The 16955-nt window shown below is 54.7% G+C and carries 19 protein-coding genes and 1 tRNA gene; 9 read left to right on the plus strand and 11 right to left on the minus strand.

Annotated elements, in window-relative coordinates:
• Nucleotides 1-304: 304 nt before the first annotated feature.
• The 6 genes from ACDO57_RS13645 to aspA all read right to left on the minus strand — a co-directional run bounded on the left by ACDO57_RS13645 (nt 305) and on the right by aspA (nt 6096).
• Nucleotides 305-380: transfer RNA gene (locus tag ACDO57_RS13645), tRNA-Phe, on the minus strand.
• Nucleotides 381-507: 127 nt separating this feature from the next.
• Nucleotides 508-1083, minus strand: coding sequence for a transcriptional regulator (locus ACDO57_RS13650; RefSeq protein WP_032651314.1), 576 nt, complete (start codon nt 1081-1083; stop codon nt 508-510).
• A gap of 49 nt (nt 1084-1132) precedes the next feature.
• Nucleotides 1133-2830 (minus strand): protein-disulfide reductase DsbD, encoded by a 1698-nt coding sequence (locus tag ACDO57_RS13655; protein ID WP_370884135.1) that lies wholly within the window; start codon nt 2828-2830, stop codon nt 1133-1135.
• Entirely contained in the window at nt 2806-3129 is a 324-nt protein-coding gene (cutA, locus tag ACDO57_RS13660; RefSeq protein WP_014168278.1) for a divalent cation tolerance protein CutA, read from the minus strand. The genes ACDO57_RS13655 and cutA overlap by 25 nt, the downstream gene beginning before the upstream one ends.
• A gap of 113 nt (nt 3130-3242) precedes the next feature.
• Nucleotides 3243-4544: an anaerobic C4-dicarboxylate transporter gene (locus ACDO57_RS13665; protein ID WP_024907357.1), complete on the minus strand. Its 1302-nt coding sequence runs from the start codon at nt 4542-4544 to the stop codon at nt 3243-3245.
• 115 nt (nt 4545-4659) lie between these two features.
• On the minus strand, nt 4660-6096 hold the full coding sequence (gene aspA / locus ACDO57_RS13670; RefSeq protein WP_370884136.1) for an aspartate ammonia-lyase: 1437 nt from the start codon (nt 6094-6096) through the stop codon (nt 4660-4662).
• 335 nt (nt 6097-6431) lie between these two features.
• Between aspA and ACDO57_RS13675 the strand changes: the two genes are divergently transcribed.
• Entirely contained in the window at nt 6432-6896 is a 465-nt protein-coding gene (locus ACDO57_RS13675; protein WP_024907356.1) for an FxsA family protein, read from the plus strand.
• 34 nt (nt 6897-6930) lie between these two features.
• Here ACDO57_RS13675 and yjeH read toward each other — a convergent pair whose 3' ends face one another.
• Complete coding sequence (gene yjeH / locus ACDO57_RS13680) at nt 6931-8172, minus strand: L-methionine/branched-chain amino acid transporter (protein ID WP_370884137.1); 1242 nt, start codon at nt 8170-8172, stop codon at nt 6931-6933.
• Between the two features lie 179 nt (nt 8173-8351).
• Here yjeH and ACDO57_RS13685 point away from each other — a divergent pair, with 179 nt between their 5' ends.
• The 3 genes from ACDO57_RS13685 to ACDO57_RS13695 all read left to right on the plus strand — a co-directional run bounded on the left by ACDO57_RS13685 (nt 8352) and on the right by ACDO57_RS13695 (nt 10808).
• Nucleotides 8352-8645, plus strand: a complete 294-nt coding sequence (locus tag ACDO57_RS13685) for a co-chaperone GroES (RefSeq protein WP_003855929.1) — start codon at nt 8352-8354, stop codon at nt 8643-8645.
• Between the two features lie 31 nt (nt 8646-8676).
• Nucleotides 8677-10320, plus strand: coding sequence for a chaperonin GroEL (groL, locus tag ACDO57_RS13690; protein ID WP_023310114.1), 1644 nt, complete (start codon nt 8677-8679; stop codon nt 10318-10320).
• Between the two features lie 134 nt (nt 10321-10454).
• Nucleotides 10455-10808 (plus strand): DUF4156 domain-containing protein, encoded by a 354-nt coding sequence (locus tag ACDO57_RS13695; RefSeq protein WP_023310115.1) that lies wholly within the window; start codon nt 10455-10457, stop codon nt 10806-10808.
• Nucleotides 10809-10855: 47 nt separating this feature from the next.
• Here ACDO57_RS13695 and epmB read toward each other — a convergent pair whose 3' ends face one another.
• Nucleotides 10856-11884 carry an EF-P beta-lysylation protein EpmB gene (epmB, locus tag ACDO57_RS13700; RefSeq protein ID WP_049123429.1) on the minus strand — a complete coding sequence of 343 codons (1029 nt, stop codon included), beginning with the start codon at nt 11882-11884 and terminating at the stop codon, nt 10856-10858.
• A gap of 40 nt (nt 11885-11924) precedes the next feature.
• On the opposite strand from epmB, the gene efp reads away from it, so the two are divergent.
• The 3 genes from efp (at nt 11925) to ecnB (ending at nt 12935) form a co-directional block, all read left to right on the plus strand.
• On the plus strand, nt 11925-12491 hold the full coding sequence (efp, locus tag ACDO57_RS13705) for an elongation factor P (RefSeq protein WP_010427766.1): 567 nt from the start codon (nt 11925-11927) through the stop codon (nt 12489-12491).
• A 57-nt stretch (nt 12492-12548) separates the two neighbouring features.
• Nucleotides 12549-12680, plus strand: a complete 132-nt coding sequence (locus ACDO57_RS13710; RefSeq protein WP_048990206.1) for an entericidin A/B family lipoprotein — start codon at nt 12549-12551, stop codon at nt 12678-12680.
• Between the two features lie 108 nt (nt 12681-12788).
• Nucleotides 12789-12935 (plus strand): lipoprotein toxin entericidin B, encoded by a 147-nt coding sequence (gene ecnB / locus ACDO57_RS13715; RefSeq protein WP_003025482.1) that lies wholly within the window; start codon nt 12789-12791, stop codon nt 12933-12935.
• A 37-nt stretch (nt 12936-12972) separates the two neighbouring features.
• On the opposite strand, the gene ACDO57_RS13720 is transcribed toward ecnB, so the two are convergent.
• Nucleotides 12973-13572, minus strand: a complete 600-nt coding sequence (locus ACDO57_RS13720) for a LuxR C-terminal-related transcriptional regulator (protein ID WP_024907351.1) — start codon at nt 13570-13572, stop codon at nt 12973-12975.
• 261 nt (nt 13573-13833) lie between these two features.
• Between ACDO57_RS13720 and sugE the strand changes: the two genes are divergently transcribed.
• Nucleotides 13834-14151 carry a quaternary ammonium compound efflux SMR transporter SugE gene (sugE, locus tag ACDO57_RS13725; RefSeq protein WP_008502938.1) on the plus strand — a complete coding sequence of 106 codons (318 nt, stop codon included), beginning with the start codon at nt 13834-13836 and terminating at the stop codon, nt 14149-14151.
• Here sugE and ACDO57_RS13730 read toward each other — a convergent pair.
• On the minus strand, nt 14148-14678 hold the full coding sequence (locus ACDO57_RS13730; protein ID WP_024907350.1) for a lipocalin family protein: 531 nt from the start codon (nt 14676-14678) through the stop codon (nt 14148-14150). The two genes, sugE and ACDO57_RS13730, sit on opposite strands and share 4 nt — an antisense overlap.
• A gap of 121 nt (nt 14679-14799) precedes the next feature.
• Nucleotides 14800-15945, minus strand: coding sequence for an ACT family cephalosporin-hydrolyzing class C beta-lactamase (blaACT, locus tag ACDO57_RS13735; RefSeq protein WP_048990209.1), 1146 nt, complete (start codon nt 15943-15945; stop codon nt 14800-14802).
• Between the two features lie 132 nt (nt 15946-16077).
• Here blaACT and ampR point away from each other — a divergent pair, with 132 nt between their 5' ends.
• Nucleotides 16078-16953, plus strand: a complete 876-nt coding sequence (ampR, locus tag ACDO57_RS13740; protein WP_024907348.1) for a LysR family transcriptional regulator AmpR — start codon at nt 16078-16080, stop codon at nt 16951-16953.
• The last annotated feature ends 2 nt before the right edge of the window (nt 16954-16955 follow it).

Raw genomic sequence — 16955 nt, forward strand, 5'->3', positions numbered from 1 at the left:
ACGCCGTAGCGCCGATGGTAGTGTGGGGTCTCCCCATGTGAGAGTAGGGAACTGCCAGGCATCAATTAGAAGAACCCCGTACCGTAAGGTGCGGGGTTTTTTGCTTTGTGCGTCAGAAATCATGGCGGATGGCGGCTTCGCCTTATCCTGCCTGCAAAATCCGTAGGCCCGGTAAGCGCAGCACCACCGGGCAGACCAGACCGCACGATCTTACTGGAAAGAGAAACGGGAATATAAAAACAGGGAAGGTTTTGATAAACGCAGAAAAGCAAAAACCCAGCCATAGGCTGGGTTCTTTAAATAATGGTGCCCGGACTCGGAATCGAACCAAGGACACGGGGATTTTCAATCCCCTGCTCTACCGACTGAGCTATCCGGGCAACGGAGCGCATTAAACCGCAATCACGCTCTAGCGTCAACATTATTTCGGGAAAAGCTGTTCAACTGCTTAAGTTTGCGGCAATCTGGCGGTTTACGCGCCGAATACGTCGAATTTAACAGGTTCGCTTACGTCAATGCCCCGCCCATACGGCACTGAGCAAAGCGCAGAATATCTTCCGCCAGCCGGTGCGCCGTATCCACGTCGGCCTGGCTACGGTTCACCAGCATGCGGCTCAGGCAGCCCTCCAGCACCAGCTCCATCTGTTTCGCCACCATTGCCGGGTCATCCACTTCCAGCGTGGTCAGTAGCTCGTGGGTGAAGTCATGTGCCGCCCGTTTTTGCTGATCCGCCAGCTGATGGACAGGATGGCCTGGGTCGGGAAAATAAGTGCAGGCGGCGATGAACAGACAACCCGGGTACCGGTTGTTGCTGACACATTCCGTCAGGGCGGTATAGCGCGCCAGCAGCTTTTGTTCCGCAGTCAGTTCTTCATTCAGCATCAGCTGCCTGCGCCAGACATCAACCTGCTGGCTGAGATAGCGCAGGGCATCATAAACGAGCGCCTCTTTATCCGGCCAGAAGCGCTTAAGATCATCCAAGGGGTAATCGATACGGTCGGCTACCATCTCAAGCGTGGTGCTGGCGATCCCTTGAATCTCAAGTAATTGCAGGGCTTGTCCCAGTACGTCTTCACGTTGCACGGTTATCTCCTCCGCTATTCCCAACGGTTTGTCCCGTTTAAAGTGTTGTTTACGGTTGGCGATTGCGCAAATGCGCGTTAAATGCCGCTGCATCCATAAACCCGGTTACACGCTTTTCTGGCTGCTCCTGGCCCTGCTGATTGAAGAACAGAATGGTTGGCAGCCCGAGCACGTTAAGCTGCTTTAGCAGAGCCTTATCCTGCGCATTATTGGCGGTCACGTTCGCCTGAAGCAAAACGGTCTCTTTCAGGGCGCTTTGCACCTGCGGATCGCTAAAGGTATATTTCTCAAACTCTTTGCAGGCAACGCACCAGTCGGCATAGAGATCGAGCATCACCGGTTTGCCTTTTGCCTGTGCGAGCGCGCTGTTGAGCTCATCAACGTTCTTAATCTGGATGAAGTTCAGATGCGCCTGCGTCTGGCCTACCGGCGAGCCGAACGCCCAGTCCTGAAGAGGACGCACGCTCACCAGCGCGGCGGCGAGCAGGAGGATTTGCACCAGGCGCATCCACGCTTTTTTCGCCCCCAGACTGACGATAAACGCCCAGGAGAAGAATGCTACGCCGAGCATCGCCCACAGACGCAAACCCCAGACGTCGCCGATGATACGCTCGAGGAGGAACACCGGCAGCGCCAGAATCACAAAGCCAAACGCGGTTTTCACCGTCTCCATCCACGGGCCGCTCTTCGGCAGAAGTCGATTGCCGAAAACCGTGACCAGAATCAGCGGCAGGCCCATGCCCAGCGCGTAAAGGTACAACGTACCGCCGCCAAGCCACAGATTCCCGCTCTGGGCAATATAGAGCAGGATGGCGCTCAGCGGTGCGGTGGTGCAAGGGGAACAAATTAAACCAGCGATGGCTCCCATTGCGAATACCCCGCCGGCCGAGCCACCCTGCTGGCGATTACTCATTAGCGTTAAGCGAGTTTGCAGAGATGACGGTAACTGCAGGGTAAACAGGCCGAACATCGACAGAGCCAGCAGGATAAACACCACCGACAAGCTAATAAGGACGTAAGGATGCTGCAGTGCGGCCTGGAACTGTAACCCGGCAGCGGCAACCACAAGGCCAAGGGCTGTGTAGGTCAACGCCATGCCCTGCACATAAATAAAGGCCAACAGCAGGGCGCGGGCGGTGGAAAGCCGTTGCTTACCGCCCAGCACGATGCCAGAGATGAGCGGATACATCGGCAGCACGCACGGCGTAAAGGCAATGCCGATACCGATCAGCAAGGCCCACAGCGCGGAGAACGGAAGGTCTGACGCGGCTTCACTTTTACCGCTCTCCCCAGAGGGGAGAGGGGAGAAAGCGGCGGCAGCCTTAACTTCGCTGAGCGGAACGACCTTCGTTTCAGGCGGATAGCAGAATCCCGCGTCCGCGCACCCCTGATAGGTCACCGTCAGGGTCGCACCTTTATCCGCCTGATTCACCGTAACAGGCACGCTCAGGCGCTGGCGGTAGATTTCACTCTTGCCGTAGAACTCGTCCTCATGCCACTCGCCAGAGGGCATCTGTAAAGCGCCCACGCTGGCCTGAGCAGGTGTAATGCTTACCTGCTTGCGATAGAGGTAATAACCCTCTTTCACCTGCCAGTTGAGCGTAAGGTCATGCTGGTTTTGCTGAAAATCGAAAACGAAAGCCTGGTCGGCAGGGATGAAGTTCGAACGGCCGGGCGCGTCAAACAACCCGGCAAAAGCTGACGTGCTGCACAGCAGCAGGATCAGCGTAAGGAAGCGTTGAGCCATGAGAGATAGTCGTTATCGCCATGAACCACTGGCAGGACCAGCAGCTCCGGGGTTTGGTAAGGATGATGAGATTTGAGGCAGTCCAGGAGAGCCTGCTGATTCGCCAGATTGGTTTTGAGCAACATCTGAACTTCGTACTCTTGCTCCAGCTTACCTTCCCAATAGTAAAGAGAGGTAGCGCCGGGGAGGAGCGTCACGCAGGCAGCCAGTTTTTCGGCCAGCACTTTGGCGGCGAGATCCTGGGCAGAGGCTTCATCAGGGGCGGTACACAGTACGACAACAGCATCAGGCGTGTTCACAAGTCGACCTCCTCATCACGAAAGTCTTCACTATATCACGCAAGGCGATTGGTCATTAATGAAACGGGCCGCAGAGCGGCCCGATTTTAACTATTTTTACAACCACTCATCGTTTACAGCACCACGCCGCCAATGATAAAGCCGAGGATCACGCAAAGCGAAATGGCAACCACGCCCGGGATCAGGAACGCATGGTTAAACACATACTTACCGATACGGGTTGAGCCTGTGTCGTCCATCTCCACCGCCGCCAGCAGGGTTGGGTAGGTTGGCAGAACGAACAGGGCAGAAACCGCCGCGAAAGAGGCAATCGCCGTCAGCGGGGTAACGCCCAGCATCAGTGCCGCAGGCATCAGCGCTTTGGTGGTCGCCGCCTGGGAGTAAAGCAGGGTAGCGGCAAAGAACAGCACCACCGCCAGCAGCCACGGATAGTTGTGCAGCAGGTCGCCTGCTACGGTCTGAATGTCGCTGATGTGCGCTTTCACGAAGGTATCACCGAGCCACGCCACACCCAGCACGCACACGCAGGCGCTCATACCGGATTTGAAGGTGCTGGCGTTCAGCACTTCGCTGGTGTCGATTTTACAGGTGATGCTAATCAGTGTTGCGATGGTCAGCATGAACACCACAATCGCTTCGTTACGCGGCAGGACCGGGTTCTGGATCAGGCCCACGGTATCGCTGATGGCGGTCGCATAGAACATGACGGCGACAATCCCAATCAGGAACAGTAGCACGGAGCGCTTCGCATGTGGCTTCAGCTCGAAGACCTGGCTGCCGCGCAGGCTCACTTCACCTTTTGCCAGACGCTCCTGATAAACCGGATCGTCTTTCAGTTCAGCGCCGAGGAAGTTACACAGCACGGCAGTAATCATCACTGCAATCAGCGTCACCGGGATACAGATCGCCAGCAGCGTCAGGTAGCTCACGCCCATCGGTTCAAGGATACCGGCGAAGAAGACCACCGCAGCGGAAATCGGCGAGGCGGTAATCGCAATCTGGGACGCGACGACGGCAATAGAGAGCGGACGAGACGGACGGATACCCTGCTCTTTCGCCACTTCGGTAATCACCGGCAGCGTGGAGAAGGCGGTGTGGCCCGTACCGGCGAGAATGGTCATAAACCAGGTCACCAGCGGGGCAAGGAAGGTAATGTATTTTGGATGGCGGCGCAGCATACGCTCCGCCAGGCTCACCAGGTAGTCCATACCGCCTGCCACCTGCATGGCGGCGATAGCGGCAATAACGGCCATGATGATTTCGATAACGTCAAACGGGATTGCGCCGGGTTTAATCTGAAAGATAAGGGTAAGAACGAGCACCCCGAGACCACCAGCAAAACCGATGCCGATACCCCCGAGTCTTGCTCCCAAATAAATCGCCAACAAGACGATGACGAGTTCTGCTCCAAACATAAGGACCTTCCTTGCTTATTAACAAGTTGATATTGAATTGTTGTATTTCGGTAACGCCTAAAAAGAAAAAAGGCACGTCACAAGTGACGTGCCTTAAGAAGCCTAGCCTGAACGGTTACTGTTCGCTTTCATCGGTATATCGTTTTGCTTTATATGCCGGGTGCATCAGGTTCTGGGCCGAGAAGATATCGTCCAGCTCCGCTTCGGTCAACAGCCCGCGCTCCAGCACCACTTCACGTACGCTCTTACCGGTTTCGGCACAAATCTTACCGACGATGTCACCGTTGTGGTGACCGATGAACGGGTTGAGGTAGGTGACGATCCCGATGGAGTTATAGACATAACCCTCACAGATTTCTTTATTCGCTGTGATGCCGTTAATGCATTTTTCCAGCAGGTTGTAGCAGGCGTTGGTCAGGATGTGGATAGATTCAAACATCGCCTGGCCAATCACTGGCTCCATCACGTTCAGCTGCAGCTGACCCGCTTCAGAGGCCATGGTCACGGTTGTATCGTTACCGATGACTTTGAAGCAAACCTGATTCACCACTTCTGGCACAACCGGGTTCACCTTGGCCGGCATGATGGACGAACCCGCCTGCAGCTCTGGCAGGTTGATTTCGTTCAGGCCAGCGCGCGGACCGGAGGAAAGCAGGCGCAGGTCGTTACAGATTTTGGACAGTTTCACTGCCAGACGTTTCAGGGCGCTGTGTACCATGACGTAGGCGCCGCAGTCGGAGGTCGCTTCAATCAGGTCTTCTGCAGGCACAACCGGCAGGTTAGAGACTTCAGCCAGCTTCTGTACCGCCAGCTGCTGATAGCCATCCGGGGTGTTCAGACGTGTACCGATGGCGGTTGCGCCCAGGTTCACTTCCAGCAGCAGCTCGGAGGTGCGCAGCAGGTTTTTGGTCTCTTCGTTAAGCAGCACGTTAAACGCGTGGAATTCCTGGCCGAGGGTCATCGGCACCGCGTCCTGCAGCTGGGTACGACCCATTTTCAGGATGTCCTGGAACTCAACCGCTTTACGCTGGAAGCCATCACCCAGTTGGTTGATCGCATCCACCAGTTTCACTACAGAGGCATACACCGCGATACGGAAGCCGGTAGGGTAAGCGTCGTTGGTGGACTGGCATTTGTTAACGTGGTCGTTCGGGTTAAGGTACTGGTATTCACCTTTCTGGTGACCCATCAGCTCCAGGCCAATGTTTGCCAGTACTTCGTTGGTATTCATGTTGACGGAGGTGCCCGCGCCGCCCTGATAGACGTCAACCGGGAACTGGTCCATGCATTTGCCGTTGTTCAGCACTTCATCGCAGGCTGCGATAATCGCATTTGCCGCGCTTTTAGGAATGGTTTGCAGCTCTTTGTTGGCCAGGGCTGCGGCTTTCTTCACCATCACCATGCCACGGACAAACTCAGGGATGTCGCTGATTTTGCTGTTGCTGATGTAGAAGTTTTCAATCGCTCTCAGAGTGTGAACACCGTAGTAGGCATCCGCTGGAACTTCCCTGGTACCCAACAAGTCTTCTTCGATACGAATGTTGTTTAACATGTGAACCTTCTTTTCAAGCTGCCGATGGATTGTACTAAACACACAGTATTTATGTGGTTTTGAATATTTTCTGGCCGACGATTATTCCCTCAATCAGCCAGATGTTCGAGATCATATGCTGATGATAGCGAATTGCCGTAAGCTGGATCACTTATTATCGAGCCGATTCCATGATAATTATTAATCTGTGAAATGGGTCACCGCTTTAATATTTCCAAAAAAAATATCCGTGCAAACTGATTGAATTTTCGCTAACCGTCACCATCTCATACAAACGCGCGTCGCGAACACATTCAGACAGGGGCCCGCCGGCCCTTGCCACACAGGAGATGCCAGTGCGCTGGATACCGTTTATTGCTTTCTTTCTCTATGTTTACATTGAGATTTCCATTTTCATCCAGGTTGCCCATGTGCTGGGCGTCCTGCTGACGCTGATTCTGGTGATTTTCACCTCCGTCATCGGCATGTCGCTGGTGCGTAATCAGGGTTTCAAAAATTTCCTGTTAATGCAGGAGAAGATGGCCGCAGGCGAAAGCCCGGCAGCGGAGATGATCAAAAGCGTATCGCTGATTATTGCGGGGCTGCTGCTGATCCTGCCGGGGTTCTTCACCGACTTCCTCGGCCTTCTGTTGCTTCTGCCGCCGGTGCAAAAGCACCTGACCATGAAGCTGCTGCCGCATCTGCGCTTTAACCGTATGCCTGGCGGTGGGTTCAGCACCGGGCCAGGCGATACCTTTGAAGGGGAATATCAGCGTAAAGATGAACAGCACGACCGTTTAGACCATAAAGACGATCGGTGATAGATTTGCCCGGTGGCGCTTCGCTTACCGGGCGCTACTGGTGCGCATCGCGCTTCGGTAAAAACAGCCACAGTCCTGCCAGCATGACAATCGCGTACAGACTCTTCCATCCCACCATCGCCAGCAACAGCAGGCAAAGCCCACCCCCGATGACCGCCAGTGTTTTATAGCGACCTTGCAGCAAACGACATCCCGCCAGCATGCACAGCAGGTAGATCATAATGAAAATGCCGTTGGCGTAGACGATCAGCGCGTCCAGATTGATCTTCAGTGCGTAAATACACAGCGTGCTCAACACGCAGCAGCCCAGCACGGCATTCAGGGCATTCAGCGGAAGCTGGCGTTTAGACAGGCGCGCGAGGCGATTCTCAGGTTTGTCGAGCGCCTGCGACCACACCAGCCGGGCAAAGCTCTGGATATAAATGTTGAGGCTGGCAAAACAGGCCAGATAGCCGATGACGCAGGCGATCCACAGCGCCTTCACACCAAACAGATTAACCACGATACCCGGCAGCGATGCCGCGGCGGCGAGATCCGCGCCGAACGCGTGGAAGTGCAACACCAGCACGGTACACGCCCAGTAGACCGTGCCTGCCAGCAGCAGGCCTATCATCAGCGCCCGGGGGAAATCGCGCTCAGGCTGCTTAAATTCAGAGGCAAGATGGGCAAAGGCTTCCAGACCCACAAAACACCAGAACATGACGGAGAGCGCGGCGAAAAGCTGTGAATGATCGACGTCTGTCACCGCCGGGAAGGGAATTTCCTTGATTGTGATATCGCCCGCCCACCAGATAGCGGCAACGAGCGCGACAATCAGCACCGCAACCAGCGTCTGCAGGTTGGCGCTGGAGCGGGCTCCGCGAGAGCCCACCCACCAGACGATAGCCAGCGTGCCCAACTCAGCCAGCAATAACTGCTCGTTATGCCAGCCAAACAGCGCCTGACCAAAGCCGGTCGCAATATGCAATGCCGCAGGAAGGCCAACCGGAATGACGGAGAGAAACAGCCAGCCGGTGACACGCTGCAGCCGCGGCCCTAAGGCCAGGCCGACAAAGTGCGCCACGCCGCCCGCGCTGGGGAAATGCCTCCCCAGGATGGCAAACACAATGGCTATCGGGAAAACCAGTACAATCAGCGCTGGCCACGCCCACAGGCTATTATTTCCCGCGACCAGCGCCGCCAGTGCCGGTACGGCAAACACGCCCGTACCTAACAAGGAGGTTGAGAGCAGGCCAACGCCCTGCGCCAGCCCTAACTCCTGCTTGAGTCCACTCATTGACATCGCCCTGCCAGTACCAAAAGAGAGGCGATGGTAACACTTTCGCAAATTTTTTTTTCAACTCCCCCTTGAAGGGGTAAAAAGCTATCCCCATCTCTCAGGGCACTAGTCGGAAAACCGCTTGCGGGCCGGCGTCATCCATAACTGATAATGACTTTCTCAAAGGAGAGCTATCAATGAGTATTCGTCCGTTACATGATCGTGTGATCGTCAAACGTAAAGAAGTTGAAACCAAGTCTGCTGGCGGCATCGTTCTGACCGGTTCTGCAGCAGCCAAATCAACGCGTGGCGAAATCATCGCTGTCGGTAAGGGCCGCATCCTGGAAAACGGAACTGTGCAGCCGCTGGACGTTAAAGTTGGTGACATCGTAATTTTCAACGATGGCTACGGCGTGAAATCCGAGAAGATCGACAATGAAGAAGTGTTGATCATGTCCGAGAGCGACATTCTGGCAATTGTTGAAGCGTAATTTACGCACGAGAATTTGAGGAAATAAGAACATGGCAGCTAAAGACGTAAAATTCGGTAACGACGCTCGTGTAAAAATGCTCCGCGGCGTAAACGTACTGGCAGATGCAGTTAAAGTGACCCTGGGCCCGAAAGGCCGTAACGTAGTGCTGGATAAATCCTTCGGCGCGCCAACCATCACCAAAGATGGTGTTTCTGTAGCACGTGAAATCGAGCTGGAAGACAAGTTCGAAAACATGGGCGCGCAGATGGTGAAAGAAGTTGCCTCTAAAGCGAACGACGCTGCAGGCGACGGTACCACCACCGCGACCGTTCTGGCGCAGGCTATCATCACTGAAGGTCTGAAAGCCGTTGCTGCGGGCATGAACCCAATGGATCTGAAACGTGGTATCGACAAAGCTGTCGCCTCCGCTGTTGAAGAACTGAAAGCGCTGTCCGTACCGTGCTCTGACTCTAAAGCCATTGCTCAGGTTGGTACCATCTCCGCTAACTCCGACGAAACCGTAGGTAAACTGATCGCAGAAGCGATGGATAAAGTCGGTAAAGAAGGCGTGATCACCGTTGAAGACGGTACCGGTCTGGAAGACGAACTGGACGTGGTTGAAGGTATGCAGTTCGACCGCGGTTACCTGTCCCCATACTTCATCAACAAGCCAGAGACTGGCGCTGTTGAGCTGGAAAGCCCGTTCATCCTGCTGGCTGACAAGAAAATCTCCAACATCCGCGAAATGCTGCCAGTGCTGGAAGCCGTTGCTAAAGCAGGCAAACCGCTGGTTATCATCGCTGAAGACGTTGAAGGCGAAGCGCTGGCAACTCTGGTGGTTAACACCATGCGCGGCATCGTGAAAGTGGCTGCTGTTAAAGCACCTGGCTTCGGCGATCGCCGTAAAGCGATGCTGCAGGATATCGCTACTCTGACCGGCGGTACCGTGATCTCTGAAGAGATCGGTATGGAGCTGGAAAAAGCGACCCTGGAAGACCTGGGCCAGGCGAAACGCGTTGTGATCAACAAAGACACCACCACCATCATCGATGGCGTGGGTGAAGAAGCCGCTATTCAGGGCCGCGTGGGTCAGATCCGTAAGCAGATCGAAGAAGCGACTTCCGATTACGACCGTGAAAAACTGCAGGAGCGCGTAGCGAAACTGGCTGGCGGCGTTGCGGTAATTAAAGTCGGTGCGGCGACCGAAGTTGAAATGAAAGAGAAAAAAGCACGCGTTGACGATGCCCTGCACGCGACCCGTGCTGCGGTAGAAGAAGGCGTGGTTGCGGGTGGTGGCGTTGCGCTGGTGCGCGTGGCCGCTAAACTGGCTGGCCTGACCGCTCAGAACGAAGATCAGAACGTGGGTATCAAAGTTGCGCTGCGCGCAATGGAAGCGCCTCTGCGTCAGATCGTGTCCAACGCCGGTGAAGAGCCATCTGTTGTGGCGAACAACGTTAAAGCGGGCGAAGGTAACTACGGTTACAACGCGGCAACCGAAGAATACGGCAACATGATCGACTTCGGTATCCTGGACCCAACTAAAGTAACCCGTTCTGCTCTGCAGTACGCGGCCTCTGTTGCTGGTCTGATGATCACCACCGAGTGCATGGTGACCGACCTGCCAAAAGGCGATGCGCCTGACTTAGGTGCTGCTGGTATGGGCGGCATGGGCGGAATGGGCGGCATGATGTAATCGTGCGCTCTACGTCGTAGAATGTGAAAAACCCCCGGGCAGAAATGCTCGGGGGTTTTTCTTTTGGTCATCTTTTAGGTATAAGATTTACACACGGACAACTACTGTCCAGCTTATTGAAAACGAGGAATAACATGCGCGTAAAAGTCTGTGCAGGGATTGTAGGGGCAGCATTGCTGCTGGCGGGTTGTAGCTCCAGCAATGAGCTGTCGGCAGCGGGCCAGGGCGTTCGCTTTGTGGAAGATAAGCCTGGCAGTGAATGCCAGCTGTTAGGCACGGCAACCGGTGAGCAAAGCAACTGGATGTCTGGTCAGCATGGCGAAGAAGGTGGCTCTATGCGCGGTGCGGCGAATGCCCTGCGTAACCAGGCTGCGGCAATGGGTGGCAACGTGATTTACGGCGTGAGCAGCCCAACGCAGAGTATGCTGTCCAGCTTCGTCCCGACCGCCAGCCAGATGAACGGCCAGGTCTACAAGTGCCCGAACTGATTGCCTTTTTCCCTCTCCCTGTGGGAGAGGGTTAGGGTGAGGGGAAACTAGTGCTGCCGCAGCTGCAAATCCAGCGGCGTCTTGCTCGGCTCTCCGCCAATCTCGCGTGCCAGCTTCGGCACCATATAGCCTGAAACCAGCGTTAACAGTTCGCGCATAATCTGCCGGGCTTCTTCGTCCGTCACCATGAAATGGGCCGCGCCCTGAACGCGATCCAGCACGTGCAGGTAATAGGGCATCACGCCCGCATCAAACAGGGCATTGCTCAGATCGGCCAGCACGCGGGCGCTGTCATTGACGCCGCGCAGCAGCACGCTCTGGTTCAGCAGCGTCACGCCCGCTTTACGCAGTCGCGCCATCGCCGCGCGAAACGCATCGTCAATTTCGTTCGCGTGGTTAATATGGTTCACCAGCAGCACCTGCAATCGGGACTGCTCCAGGCGTGACACCAGGCCGTCCGTGATACGTGCCGGAATAACAATCGGTAAACGGCTGTGAATGCGCAGGCGCTTAATGTGCGGGATGGCTTCAAGCTGAGTCAGCAGCCAGTCCAGCTCATGATCTTTTGCCATCAGCGGGTCGCCGCCGGAAAAAATAATCTCATCCAGCTCCGGATGGGCGGCGATATAGTCCAGCGCGACCTGCCAGTTGCGTTTATTGCCCTGGTTTTCGGCATAAGGGAAGTGCCGACGGAAGCAATAACGACAATTTACCGCACAGCCGCCTTTTACCAGCAGCAGGGCGCGGTTGAGATATTTGTGCAGTAAACCGGGCACCACGCTGTTCTGCTCTTCCAGCGGATCGGTGCTATAACCCGGCGCGGTGACAAACTCATCCTGCGAAGTAAGCGTTTGTTTTAATAGCGGATCGTCGGGATTGCCTTTCTCCATCCGCGCCACAAACGCGCGGGGAACGCGCAGGGCGAATAGGCGCTTTGCCTCGCGGCCTGCAAGCAACTCTGGGTGCTGATCGAGGTCTAAAAGACGCAGCAATTCATCAGGACTGGTGATTACATCGGCAAGTTGCGATAACCAATCTTCTCTGGACGGGGTGTTTAGGGTTACAATATGCGCCATTTTGTGGCTTAGCTACCAGTTAACAAATTTAGAGGGCCTTATGGCAACGTACTATAGCAACGATTTTCGTGCTGGTCTTAAAATCATGATGGACGGCGAACCGTACGCGGTTGAAGCCAGCGAATTCGTTAAACCAGGTAAAGGCCAGGCATTCGCACGCGTTAAGCTGCGCCGTCTGCTGACCGGTACCCGTGTTGAGAAAACCTTCAAGTCTACTGACTCCGCTGAAGGCGCTGATGTTGTTGATATGAACCTGACCTATCTGTACAACGACGGTGAGTTCTATCATTTCATGAACAACTCCACTTTCGAACAGCTGTCTGCTGATGAGAAAGCGGTAGGTGACAGCGCTAAATGGCTGCTGGATCAGGCTGAGTGCATCGTGACCCTGTGGAACGGTCAGCCTATCGCTGTGACCCCACCAAACTTCGTAGAACTGGAAATCGTTGAAACCGATCCAGGTCTGAAAGGTGATACCGCAGGTACCGGCGGTAAACCAGCCAAACTGTCTACCGGCGCCGTGGTTAAAGTGCCACTGTTCGTACAGACTGGCGAAGTGATCAAAGTGGATACCCGCTCCGGCGAATACGTGTCCCGCGTGAAGTAATTTACGTATGATTGAAGGCGCAGCGCCCGCTGCGCCTGATTCTTGCAGGCAGGGATGATGAAACGTACCGTTAAAATTCTGCTTCTGTTAGCGCTTTCCTGCGCATTGCTTTCCGGCTGTAACACCACGCGTGGAATGGGACAAGACATCCAGGATCTCGGTCATATCATTTCTCACGCCGCCAGCTAAGTTCGTCTAATTTTCCTAAAAATGCGTCCTTTTCCGTCAACCGGCGGGATCTTGTCTATTCTTAAGTTGCTATACACAAAACAACTTTGGCTATAAAAGGAAGATATTATGGTTAAGAAGACAATTGCAGCGATCTTTTCAGTCCTGGTACTTTCTTCAGTGTTAACGGCCTGTAATACCACGCGTGGCGTCGGTCAGGATATTTCTGAAGGTGGTAGCGCAATCTCTGGTGCAGCAACAAAAGCTCAGCAGTAATGAATAAACGGTACGGGACCAGCCGGGTTTCGTACCGTCAGCTTTCCGATTCCTGCAGGGATAAAAACGGAGAAAAACGCGTATCCATATGCAATTTCATGCGGATATTGCGTTTATAGGTATAGACCGTTTTTCCATTGATACTCAGGTGAGCGGCAATTTTTTGATTGCTCGCGCCGTCCATCCACAATGTCAGCACTTTCTCTTCCTGCCGGGTCAGCAAGGGGGCGGCCGCCGCTGGCCTTTCTGCGCATGAGCGCGAGATCAATGCGTCGTTGATAACCGTTGCCACTTCTTCGAGACTGGCGTTTTTCAACAACGACGACCACACCGGGAACTGTCCGAGCCAGTCTGTCATGCCGCTGTCCTCTCCCGATTGCAGCAAAATAAACGGTAAGCGTTCACTGGCGTTAAGCAGAGAAGAAAGCTGCTGAAAATGGTGAATGTCCTGCCTGAAGCCGTACAGGTCAGCAATAACCAGCGTAGGTTTCCATTGCAGAATGTGTTCTCTGGCAAGAAACAGATTATTCAGCCCGGTCACAACGTAGTGTCCCGGGAACAAACCGGAATGATTGAGCCATGCTTCAAACCCCGTGCGGGTGAAGTGACAACGGTCAATCAAAAGAATTTTGAACATATTTTATTCGCAGTCGGCTAGTGGTTTGGCTTCCTGCCATCAGAAAGCACATCATCATAGAGAAGTCGGATGAGTGCTAAAAGCCGGAACTCCGCGCCATACTGCGGCTATTTCTTGCCTTAACGTGTTCAGCAAAAAATGATTGAAAAAAAATAGCACGCTAACCACAATAGGTGGCGTAATCTCTGCCTTACGGGACGACCCGTAAGCGTTTCTTTCACCGGGGACGGCCCCAACTTGTATTAAGTTAAGGAGCCTGACATGTCCTGGATCATTCTTTTTATTGCTGGCCTGCTCGAAGTGGTATGGGCGATTGGTCTCAAGTACACCCACGGATTTACCCGCCTGACGCCCAGCGTCATTACCGTTACCGCCATGATAGTCAGTATCGTTCTGTTATCCTGGGCGATGCGCTCTCTGCCTGTGGGAACGGCTTATGCCGTCTGGACGGGTATTGGCGCGGTGGGTGCCGCTATCACCGGCATTTTGCTGCTGGGAGAGTCAGCGAGTCTGGCGCGTATCGCCAGCCTCGCCTTGATTGTGGCCGGGATCGTTGGGCTGAAGCTCAGCACCCATTAATGGGGTTGTTTCACCCAGATAAGTTTTGACACATCAAACCCTTGCCGGGTCGCGACGTCCAGCATCTGCTGCTTCATTTCTGGTGAAAGTGTTGGCGTGCGGGAAAGTATCCATAGATAGTCGCGATCCGGCCCGCAGACCAGCGCGTGACGGTACTCTCTGTCGAGCGCGATCACGTTATAGCCGCCATAAAACGGGCCAAAGAACGAGACTTTAAGCGCGGCCCGCCGCGGGTCGCCCGTGAAGTACGCTTTCCCAATCGACTGTTGCCACATCTCCCGGTCGGGGTTATAGCCCCGGTTGATCACCTGAATACCGCCATCATCCATCGGGCTGTAATTCGCAGTGACCTTCTCTAAGCCCTGCTCAAACCGGTGGTCGAGGCGCGCGATTTCATACCATGTTCCAAGGAAGCGTTGTGCATCAAAAGGCGTGACGACGGTAACGCCAGGCGGTGGGGTAGGGGAACTGCAGGCAACCACTAAAAACGCGGCTGTCACCGCGGCGATAACAGGCAAAATGCGCATAGGAGTTTCCTTACTGTTTTTTGTTAAGTGTAGATGACGGCAAGGAAAATGTGGTTTTTGTACGGCGTCACACCGTGGATTTTGTAGGCCGGGTAAGGCGAAGCCGCCACCCGGCAATGTTTTACTGCAGCGCGTCGAGGATGCGGTATGCCGCATCAACGCGTGCAGGGTTCGGATAGCTTTTATTTGCCAGCATCACAATGCCGAGCTGCTTTTCAGGTATAAAGGCCACGTAGCTGCCAAATCCGCCGGTAGAGCCTGTTTTATGAACCCAGGAGGCCTTAACCGGCGGTGCCGGAGGATTTACTTCTCTCGCAGGCAACGGTGCCAGCGCCACCTTATTGTCGCTACCTTCAACTACGGTTTTGGCATCGACCGGCCAGTTAAGCATTTCCCAGCCTAACCCCTGATACATGGCCCCCACGCGCCAGTAGCGAGACTGCGCCAGGGCAATGCCTTGCCTGAGTGAAGTATCCTGAAGGGAGTCAGGCTCCATGTTCACCATCACCCAGCTCGCCATATCCTTCACGTTAGTTTTTACGCCATAGGCTTCCGCGTCGAGCATGCCTGGCGAAACGTGGACCGCTTTACCGTCACGGTATCCCCAGGCGTAATGCGCCTCTTCCGCTTTCGGAACGTTAATCCACGTATGGTCCAGCTTGAGCGGCTTAAAGACCCGCGCCGTTATGGCCTGCTCATAGCTCATGCCGGAAGGTTTGACCGCCAGCGCGCCAAAAAGACCAATGCTGGTATTGGCATAAAGACGCGTGGTGCCCGGCTTCCACTTCGGCTGCCAGTTTTGATAAAAGCGCAGCAGGGAGGCGGTATCCGTGACCTCATCCGGCACCTGCAACGGCAGACCGCCTGCGGTATAGGTTGCCAGATCCAGCATGCGAATCCCCTGCCACTGCTTGCCCGTCAGCTCAGGCCAGTACTTTGTCACCGGATCGCCGAGCGATATTTCACCGCGAGCAATGGCATCGCCACCCAGTACGCCGGTGAAGGTTTTACTTATAGAGCCCAGTTCGAACAAGGTTTGTGGGGTGACAGGTTTGTTTGCCGCAACATCGGCTTTACCGAAGGTAAAGTAGTGCGGCTGACCCTGATAAATCACCGCCACCGCCATACCCGGGATGGCCTGCGCTTTCATCAACGGCGTAACGGTACGTTCCACCACCTCAGCCAGCTGTTTTTCTGACATCGGTGCAGCCAATACCGAGCAGGCGGTGCTGAGCAGCAGGGCACAGCTTAGGGATTTTTTCATCATCAGTTATCTTCCGTAATAGCGGTTCAAGGGAGTGTCCGGGCCCGTCAGACCGCTGTAGTCTGTTGGATTTGACTATGGCTGACAAACGGTTAAATTTAGCATTAGCTGTTAATTTTTCTAACGGACGAGACTATGACGCGCAGCTATCTTCCTCTTAATTCCCTGCGGGCGTTTGAAGCTGCTGCCAGGCACCTCAGTTTTACGCATGCCGCTATCGAGCTGAACGTCACCCATTCCGCGATTAGCCAGCACGTAAAGGCGCTGGAGCAGCACCTTAATTGCCAGCTGTTTGTCCGCGTTTCGCGCGGGCTGATGTTGACCACCGAAGGCGAGAATTTGCTGCCGGTGCTGAATGACTCGTTCGATCGTATCGCCGGAATGTTGGATCGCTTTGCCAGCCAGCGTGCTCAGGAGAAGCTCAAAATAGGTGTGGTAGGGACCTTTGCCACGGGTGTTTTATTCTCAGAGCTCGCGGACTTTCGCCGCTGCTATCCGCATATTGATCTTCAGCTTTCCACCCATAACAATCGCGTCGATCCGGCGGCTGAAGGGCTTGATTACACCATTCGCTACGGTGGCGGCGCGTGGCATGGAACCGATGCTGAATTTCTTTGCGCCGCGCCGCTGTCTGCGCTCTGTACACCCGATATTGCCTCTTGCCTGAAAAGCCCGGCAGATATCCTGAAGTTTACCCTGCTTCGCTCCTACCGACGCGACGAGTGGGCTGCGTGGATGCAGGCAGCGGGTGAACATCCTCCCTCGCCGACGCACCGGGTGATGGTGTTTGACTCGTCCGTGACCATGCTGGAAGCGGCTCAGGCAGGCGTCGGGATTGCCATTGCGCCTGTCGACATGTTTACCCATTTACTCAGCAGCGAGCGCATCGTGCAGCCGTTTGCAACGCAGATTGACCTCGGCAGCTACTGGCTGACAAGACTACAGTCACGGACAGAAACGCCCGCAATGCGCGAGTTTGCCCAGTGGCTGGTGGGAAAGATGCAGAAATAAAA

It is taken from the genome of Enterobacter cloacae complex sp. 2015409, assembly GCF_041365315.1.
GTDB lineage: Bacteria > Pseudomonadota > Gammaproteobacteria > Enterobacterales > Enterobacteriaceae > Enterobacter > Enterobacter pseudoroggenkampii.